The 8168-nt window shown below is 54.4% G+C and carries 10 protein-coding genes; 6 read left to right on the forward strand and 4 right to left on the reverse strand.

What is annotated here, in order from left to right:
- Positions 1-120 precede the first annotated feature (120 nt).
- Positions 121-351, forward strand: a complete 231-nt coding sequence (locus LGT44_RS13355; RefSeq protein WP_145470142.1) for a hypothetical protein — start codon at positions 121-123, stop codon at positions 349-351.
- Positions 352-425: 74 nt separating this feature from the next.
- Here the strand turns inward: LGT44_RS13355 and LGT44_RS13360 are convergent, their stop codons facing one another.
- The 4 genes from LGT44_RS13360 to arsC are packed head-to-tail and all read right to left on the reverse strand — an operon-like array spanning position 426 to position 2216.
- The gene (locus LGT44_RS13360; protein ID WP_230332488.1) at positions 426-872 is read right to left on the reverse strand and encodes a YtoQ family protein; all 447 of its coding nucleotides are present in this window, start codon (positions 870-872) and stop codon (positions 426-428) included.
- A 14-nt stretch (positions 873-886) separates the two neighbouring features.
- Positions 887-1261, reverse strand: coding sequence for a DUF2069 domain-containing protein (locus tag LGT44_RS13365; protein WP_145470146.1), 375 nt, complete (start codon positions 1259-1261; stop codon positions 887-889).
- The gene (gene wrbA / locus LGT44_RS13370; protein WP_145470148.1) at positions 1261-1866 is read right to left on the reverse strand and encodes an NAD(P)H:quinone oxidoreductase; all 606 of its coding nucleotides are present in this window, start codon (positions 1864-1866) and stop codon (positions 1261-1263) included. Before wrbA ends, LGT44_RS13365 begins: the two co-directional genes overlap by 1 nt.
- Complete coding sequence (gene arsC, locus LGT44_RS13375) at positions 1866-2216, reverse strand: arsenate reductase (glutaredoxin) (RefSeq protein WP_230332487.1); 351 nt, start codon at positions 2214-2216, stop codon at positions 1866-1868. The genes wrbA and arsC overlap by 1 nt, the downstream gene beginning before the upstream one ends.
- 199 nt (positions 2217-2415) lie before the next feature.
- On the opposite strand from arsC, the gene LGT44_RS13380 reads away from it, so the two are divergent.
- The 5 genes from LGT44_RS13380 to LGT44_RS13400 all read left to right on the forward strand — a co-directional run bounded on the left by LGT44_RS13380 (position 2416) and on the right by LGT44_RS13400 (position 7834).
- Positions 2416-3711, forward strand: coding sequence for a YihY family inner membrane protein (locus LGT44_RS13380; protein WP_230332486.1), 1296 nt, complete (start codon positions 2416-2418; stop codon positions 3709-3711).
- Between the two features lie 68 nt (positions 3712-3779).
- Positions 3780-5156: a DUF3422 family protein gene (locus tag LGT44_RS13385; protein ID WP_230332485.1), complete on the forward strand. Its 1377-nt coding sequence runs from the start codon at positions 3780-3782 to the stop codon at positions 5154-5156.
- Positions 5157-5284: 128 nt separating this feature from the next.
- A complete protein-coding gene (locus LGT44_RS13390) occupies positions 5285-6001 on the forward strand; it encodes a hypothetical protein (RefSeq protein WP_230332484.1) in 717 nt (238 codons plus the stop codon).
- Positions 5976-6833, forward strand: coding sequence for a hypothetical protein (locus LGT44_RS13395; RefSeq protein ID WP_145470157.1), 858 nt, complete (start codon positions 5976-5978; stop codon positions 6831-6833). The genes LGT44_RS13390 and LGT44_RS13395 overlap by 26 nt, the downstream gene beginning before the upstream one ends.
- Positions 6834-7087: 254 nt before the next feature.
- Positions 7088-7834: a hypothetical protein gene (locus LGT44_RS13400; protein ID WP_230332483.1), complete on the forward strand. Its 747-nt coding sequence runs from the start codon at positions 7088-7090 to the stop codon at positions 7832-7834.
- Positions 7835-8168 lie beyond the last annotated feature (334 nt).

The following is an 8168-nucleotide window of genomic DNA, read 5'->3' on the forward strand; positions in this document are numbered from 1 at the left end:
ACAGGATCCATATTCAGGCTTTGCTATAAAGCGTAGAATAAACCGCAGTATTTTTCGGGGAATATCCTGATAATCTCACGCCATTCTGTGGTGATTTAGTATTAAAACCGGAGTAACACAATGGAACGAACTGAACGCGACTTTTTCGCACGTGATAAAGAAGATCAGGATGCTTTCCTGAGCCAGACCTGGTGCAACAACTGTATGGAAGCCGATCTGGGCATGGTTGAGCCGGTAGAATTTGAGCAGGAAGGTGTGATCTTTATCGAAGGTAAGTGCGCCAAATGTGGCGAGCCGGTAACCACCGAGATTGCCGATGACAGTACCGATGGTGACTGGGACGACGAGTAATCGTTCTGATTGTGGGAGCCTGAAGCAGGCTCCCGGGCATGACTGCTGGCGCGCTGAACAGCGGTTTGAACAGTTCAGCTGTCGCGGTTGATATAACGTAAAATCTCCACCACCTGCAGCGGCGTTTCACAGACCGCCATTGCCGCAGCATCCACTTCTTTCAGCGGGTGAGTCAGGGCCGGATCGTGTTGCACGATCAGCGATTTCCCCAGCGCCGCAGCGTAGCCTGCATCAAAGGCCGCATTCCACTGCTTGTACTGATCACCAAAACGCACCACCACAATATCGGCATCGGCAATCAGCTTGCGGGTACGCAGTGCATTGATCTTGGCGGCCTTATGATCTTTCCAGAAGGCTTTCTCTTCGGCGCCCAGAATCTGGTCGCCGCAGTCGTCGCTGGCGCCATGATTGGTATTTGGCCCGGTCAGTTCAACGTCCAGCCCGGCATCAGCAACGCCACGGGCAATGTCAGCGCGCCAGTCCGTATGAATTTCGCCGGATAAATACACGGTCAGTTTCATGGTATGAATTCCTGTTATTCGTGGGTGGTTGCAGCCGTTTGATTGACAGCTGCAGCATCGGCCTTGGCCCAGCGGGTGTACAGCATGCTGCTGAGGAACAGTACGATGCACAGGCTGGCGGCCGTGAATGAGCCGAGGCCAACCAGTACGGCAAAGCTCAGAATCGCCATATACGACAGCCAGGCCGCGGCTTTGTGTGAGCGCTTGATCAGGCCGGGAATAAATAGCAGGAAAGGCAGCACTTTAATCAGCCACCAGAGTACGCCAACAGCGTAATTGGCAGTGCCTTCACTGCCCGCCGGAGCGTTGCTCAGCGTGCCGTACAGTAACACCAGCAGAACCGCCAGATAGCTGGCCAGCATGATGCGGTATGCATTCAGGGTTTTCATCAGTTGGCCTCCGCCAGTGCTTTGGCCAGGGTGGCAATACGTTGCCCCTGCGCCTGACAGAGCTGGCTTTCGGCCTGACTCAGTTCGTTATTGTTATCGGCTCCGGCCCAGTGGCTGGCGCCGTAAGGTGTACCGCCGCTCTGGGTATTGAGCAGGGCGGCTTCGCTGTAGGGTATACCGGCGAATACCATGCCGTGGTGCAGCAGTGGCAGCGCCATACTCAGCAGGGTGCTTTCCTGGCCGCCGTGCAGTGACGAGCTGGAGGTAAACACCCCGGCCGGTTTGTTGATTAACGCGCCGGTCAGCCACAACGGGCTGGTGCCATCGAGAAAGAACTTCAGTGGTGCGGCCATATTGCCAAAGCGCGTCGGGCTGCCAAGCAGCAAGCCGGCGCAGTGTTTCAGATCATCGGCGCTGCAGTATACGGCGCCGCTGTCCGGAACCGCTGGCAGGCTGGCATCGGTATCGGCCGAAACTTCCGGCACGGTACGCAGCCTGGCTTCCATACCGCTGACTTTTTCGATACCGCGCGCCATCTGCTGTGCCATGCGCTCCGTTTTGCCATGACGGCTGTAATACAGCACCAGAACGTAAGGCTGGGCCATTACAGAATCTCCAGAACCTGTTGTGGCGGCCGGCCGATACGCGCCTGTGATCCTTTGATCACGATCGGGCGTTCAATCAGTTTTGGGTGCGCGCACATGGCGGCAATGATGTCATCATCGCTCAGCTGCAGATTGTCGAGGCCGGCTTCTTTGTATTCGGCTTCTTTTGTGCGCAGCAGATCACGGGCGCCGATGCCCAGTTTGCTCAGCACGCTTTTCAGTTCGGCGGCAGAGGGCACATCCTTCAGATATTCGATCACCTCTGGTTCAATGCCCTGTTCCTGCAGCAGGGTGAGGGTTTCGCGGGATTTGGAACAGCGAGGATTGTGGTAGATCTGTATTTCGCTCATGCTTTGCGTGTCCTGTGTCGTTGTCCGGAATTACCGGCAGCGGATGATGTCTGGCGGCCGTGAACAGCCTGTCGGGCAATTTTGTCTCACGGACTGAATGGCCGGTATCTTAACAAAGGATGCCCGCGCTGAGGAAAAGCTTGCGTAAAAAGCCGGTATTTTTGTTTCCGGCAGCACTCAGACGAACGGGAAATTGAATATGACAGTCAGTGGACAGGAAGCGGCAGCGATTCTTACCCCGGTGCGGCGCTTCTGGCGGCGTTTACGCCTGACAGGCCAGATTTTATGGCAGACACTGAAACGCTTCGAAGGGGAAGAGCGGCGCCGTGATGCAGCTGCGTTAACTTACACCACACTGTTTGCGCTGGTGCCGGTGATCACCGTGACCTATGCCATTCTCAGTGCCATTCCTGAGCTGCAAAGCTGGGGCGATCAGGCCCACGGTGAGCTTCTGGCTTATGTCATGCCGGAGGGCAGTGAAACGATTTCGGCTTATCTGGTGCAGTTCAGCCAACAGGCGCGCAAGCTGACCTGGGTTGGGGTCGTTTTTCTGTTTGTAACGGCTTTTATGTTGTTGCGTACCATCGAGATGCAGTTCAACCGCATCTGGAATGTCGATAAGCCGCGTTCCGGCCTGCAAACCTTTTTCCGTTACTGGGCGGTACTCAGTCTTGGCCCGCTGTTGTTCGGGGCTGCCTTCGCCGCCAGCTCGCTGCTGGCGGCGATGCCTTTGTGGCAGGATGCCGGTGCCTTAACCGGCCAGGTTGCCTTACCCGTCAGGCTGTTGCCCTGGCTTTTAAGCAGTGGCGCTATTTGTGCGCTGTATATGCTGGTACCCAATTGCCGCGTGCCGTGGCGTAATGCCTTACTGGCGGCGGTACTGGTGGCTACGGTATTTGAAGCCGGTAAGTTTCTGTTTGCCAAAATGGTCGGGTTATTTCCGTCGTACCAGTTAATTTACGGTGCCTTTGCCGCGGTTCCGCTGTTTCTGCTGTGGATTTATCTGGCCTGGATGCTGTTATTGCTGGGCGCAGAGCTGAGCTACAGCCTGAGCCATGTACGCAGCCAGAAGCGCCGATTGCCGTTGTTATGGCAGCGCCTGTTGCTGTTGCAGACGCTGTGGCAGGCACAGCAATCCGGTCAGCTGCCGGATGAAGCACGCCTGTGCCGGCTGGCCCGTGATCTGCCAGCGGCCGATGTCGGACGCCTGCTGCAGGAGTTTCAGCAGCAGGGCTGGGCGACCCAGACGCAGGATCAGCAATGGGTATGGATTGCCGATCTGAATGGTCTCAGTCTGGCGTCTTTTTTCCGCACACTGACACTGCAGCAATTGCAGCAGCCGTTACCCGATAACATCAGTGGAGCGGCGTACCGCGCTCTGCAGAACTGGCAGCAACAGTGGCTTGAGCAGCGGAGTAGTCTGCTCGATATGCCATTAAGCGAATTGTTGCCGGCAGGGGCCATTGCTGCTGAGGAAGAGCGCGAACCGGCCTGAAAAGTCGCATCTGTGCGTCTGCTTGGGTAGAATCCGCGCACTTTTATAGCAGGCAGCGGGATGGAATTATGAAAAACGCCCTAACGGATCAGGCACCGGACATCGCCGCACCTTCGGTCGCCCTGAAGGTGCATCCATGGCGTTCGGCTCTGTATGAAGAGCTTCACAACCGTCCTTCACCGATCATTGAAGGCAGCTGTCACGTTGCCCACTTCACGGTTCTGCTGAACGATAACCGCGAAGATCTGCATGCCCATGTGGTCGATCTTTGCCGTCGTTTCAGCGTTCCTGCGCCTGCACCGGAATCGTCCTGCCTGTATCAGGATTTCGGTGGTTTTGAGCTGCGCTGGGAGCGTCACCTGGAGTTTGCCAACTTCACCTTTATCTGTCCCGATGTTGAGCCTTTTTCTGCCGATGCGCTGAGCTTTGTACCGAAAGACTGGCTGGCGGCAATGCCCGGTGAGCTGGTGGTGGCGGTGAATCTGGCCTTGGTCGGCGAGCAGCCGGATGAGAAACAGATTCAGCGCTGGTTTGAGGGGCAGCGGGTTTCCGGCGCCTGGGTGGCCGATGATAAAGCCCAGGTATGGACAGCCTTTAAGCTGCATTCTGATGGTTTTGGCCGCATCGTGGTGTGCAATAAAGGCGCCGCAACTACGACTCAACAACTGACACCGTATCAGACCGGGCGCCTGGTACAACGCTTATTCGAGCTGGAAACCTACCGCCTGATGTCGCTGATGGCGCTGCCGATTGCCCGTCAGATGGGCGGCGAATTAAGCCGTATCGAAGATAACCTGGCGACGCTGAATCAGAGTATTTCCGATATTGATGCCGGCAAAGACGAGCGTGTGCTGCTGCAGGAGTTGTCGCAGCTGGCGGCGGAAGTGGAACGTCACCGCTCCAACACCAACTTCCGTTTTTCGGCGGCCGTGGCCTACCACGATCTGGTGCGTGACCGTCTGCGCCAGCTGAAAGAAAGCCCGATTGAAGGCATGCAGAGTCTGCGTGAGTTTCTTGAACGGCGCCTGACGCCAGGCATTAAAACCTGTAACTCGGTGCGTGACCGGCTGGAAGATTTATCACGCCGCATCAACCGCACCACCAGTCTGTTACGTACCCGCGTCGACCTGTCGATTCAGGAGCAGAATCAGCATTTACTGTCTTCCATGAACCGCCGCAGCCAGCTGCAGCTGCGGCTACAGCAAACCGTGGAAGGCTTGTCGGTAGTGGCCATCGGTTACTACATTCTGGCTTTGCTTGGCATTGCTTTTACCGCCCTGAAAGCAGCGGGTCTGAATATCAACAGCGATCTTTTGAAAGGCATTGCCTTACCCGTTGTGCTGGGGGCCGTGTACTGGGGCGTACACAGTCTGCGTCAGCATATTACCCGTCGTGCGCGCGTACCCGGCGCGGCTCAGGATACGGATGGCCAAAAGGGAAAGTAGCGGCAAAAAGCTGACGCAAAGCGGCGAGTGCTTGCCGCTTTTATTTATAAATTATTGATTATTAACAGGATTGTTCGTCTGGCCTGGTAATTGCTCCTCTCTTTTCAGTCTCTTTGGGAGGATGTCAGGTGGATATCAATAATTCCTCGTCCGGTTATCAGAACCTGCTGGCGATGTTGGGTAAAAGCGTTGCTTCAACAACCGGCGCGCTGAATGGCGACAGCAGCCAGACCGCTGAAAGTGGTGAGGCGGCTGCGGCCGGTCAGTCCAGGTCTGCGGCTCCGGCTGCAAGCCAGATCAATGCCGACAGCAGTGATAAAGTCTCTTTTTCCTATCGCGCAGAAAAACTCAGCCGCATCAGTGCAGAGTTTTTTTCCGGCACTATTAATTCCAGCCAGATTCCGGCGCTGACCCAGCGCTTGTATGAAGATGGCTTTTTATCCAACAGTGATTTTCAGGCGCTGGGTGGGCAAACACAGCAGGTATCAGCCATTGCCGAGGCTTCCAATTTTCTTAACAGTTTTATTCTGAACGAAGCCGTGGATGGTGACAGCGAAGCCGCCAAATCATTACTGAATGTTGTGGATGTGATTGGCCGTATGGATGAACGTGCCACACCAGCTCAGCGCCGCGCCGAAACCGAAGCATTTGACTACGTTGCCAACTACACTGATCTGCTGAAAGAGGCGGGAGCACCGGACGATATAGTGGCCGGTTTCGAGAATGTTCTCGATGTTCTGACCGCACTCGATACCGTCCGCAAAAATGAGCAATCGACAGGTGCACTGGCCAGTTATGCCAGCGTTCAGGAAGCATACAATGACCTTTATTCCGATGAGAATTGATGTACGTAATATCGGCACTGTAGTGGCAGGCTGCCTGTGCAGCTGGGCTGCTGCAGCTAATGGCCTGTACTGGGCCAATGAAGGGCCGGCGGCACCGGAAAACGGTGCCGGAACAGAATTTGGCCGCAGCGAGCTGAGCCTGACACTGCCACTGGAGTACAAAAAACGCGGAGCAGAGCAGGTTTCATCATCATTTCATCTGGATATGAGTAAATTCCGCTGGAGCGGCACCACCGCCTTACAAAACGATTATTTCTGGATTTCTTTACCATTGGAGTATCGTCAGAAGCGTGGCAAAAATGCCGAGTTTTTATTACGTGCAGAGCCGGGCTTTATGACCGATTTTAATGTCCTTGACAGCGAGAGCCTGGCGATGAATGCCGATCTGATTGGTCGCATTTACCGTCGCAGCGGTGCGTTCTGGCAGTTCGGTCTTACTGTTAATCGTGAGTTCGGTGACTTTAACCCGCGTCCGGTAATCGGTATGGCAACTAAAGCAACACGCGACACCGAAGTGTTACTGGGTTTTCCGCAAACCAGAATCCAGACACGCTGGAGCAATGATTTATCGTCCTATGTGCATTTGCGTCCGGCCGGTGGTGTCTGGGTTGAAGAAGTGAAAGATCAGACCGGTACGTTTAAGGCAAATTACACTAACTGGAAGCTTGGACTGGGTGGTGAATTTCACTGGCGCGGTGCTTTATGGCTGACAGCAGAGCTGGGCCAGATGCGTCATCGCCGTATTGTGGCAACCGATACCACCGGCGTGCAGGTAAAAGCCACACCAGCCGATGACCGCTACTGGCAGGCCGGTATCGAATTACGTTACTGATGCTGGCGATCAACGGATAGTGAAGAAGCCCGGATTTCCGGGCTTTTTTGTATCTGCCAGATGGTGGCAGCAGGGAAAATTGATCTGCCAGGACTGTTTACAGAGGGGCGCACTCTGTTTTTCTGCCGCATGCTGGCCACTGGTTTATCGTCGTGTGTCTGTTATTGTCGCGCCTCTGTTATTGCCGCGTTTCTGTCATCGTCGCGCGTTGTCAGATCTTTTAATCATGACGTTGCATCTGCTCAGGAAAAAATATGGATAATAATGTGCAAAAAAACGGAACGGCGTCCTGGCTGCATAAACATGGGCGTTCGCTACTGGTGATGTTCATCCTGATGCTGTTATTTCTGCATTTTGTCGTGGGCTTTCATCATATTCCAACGCACTGGGAAAGCTTCCGGATTAATGTGCTGCATCTGGGCGGAGAAGAGTTTTCAGATCTGGATAATGTACCGGAAGCCCGCGATGAAAATGATGACGCAGATTTTGCCTGGGCCGGGAGTTCGGCATCGGCACAGGATTTTACCGTCGCTGTTGATGCTCCTGAGGTCCGTTATCCATTCGACATCAATAAAATCATCGATCCGGAGCGTAAAGCTGAAGAAATTAAGGCAATACAGGCGGAACATTTTGAACGACTTGAAATTGCTGATGATTACCCGATTGATGAAAATGCCCAGAGTGGACTGATTCGTCTGACTGAGGGGTTACTGCTGGATGTCATCCGTGAACAGGGCTTAACCATCCGGCTGGGAACCTGTTACAACAATCCGCGGACCGATGGTAACTACCGCTGTATCAGCTGTATGGTGCTGTTATACGACGATACGGTTAACCGCTACCAGGAGGCGCCGGAAGGTATTAACTTTATGAAGCCTGCTTACGATTTTTGCCGGCCTTCAGAGGGGGCGTTATGGCAGGCAAGGGATCTGACCATGAATATCCCCTATGACTATGCATTGTTTAAACGCTACAGCGTGAAAGATAAAGAGCGGCTATAACGCCACTGCTGTCCCACAATTTGGAGTGACCTTGTGTCACTCCAAACTGCAGCATTAATCGACGACTGTTTTTCAGTCTGAAACGCCTTTCCGGGGCAAGCCCCTGGCCCCCTGTAAGGAGAGGTATCTCCTTACGATCCTCTCTTTTCGGCGCGTCCGGCTTCTTCCAGTCAACGGCAATGATTATGCGGCACGCAAAACAATTCGCCCCGGAACGACACTTTAAAACACCAAGCATTTGTATCGTTCCGGGGCAGGGTTTTGCTCTGAAGGCCGCAGAATCATCTGGTTGTCTGGCGCCGCACGATCGCCGGTTTAAGCAATCCGCTCAGCC

The sequence above is a fragment of the Thalassolituus alkanivorans genome, assembly GCF_020447205.1.
Lineage (GTDB): Bacteria > Pseudomonadota > Gammaproteobacteria > Pseudomonadales > Oceanobacteraceae > Venatoribacter > Venatoribacter alkanivorans.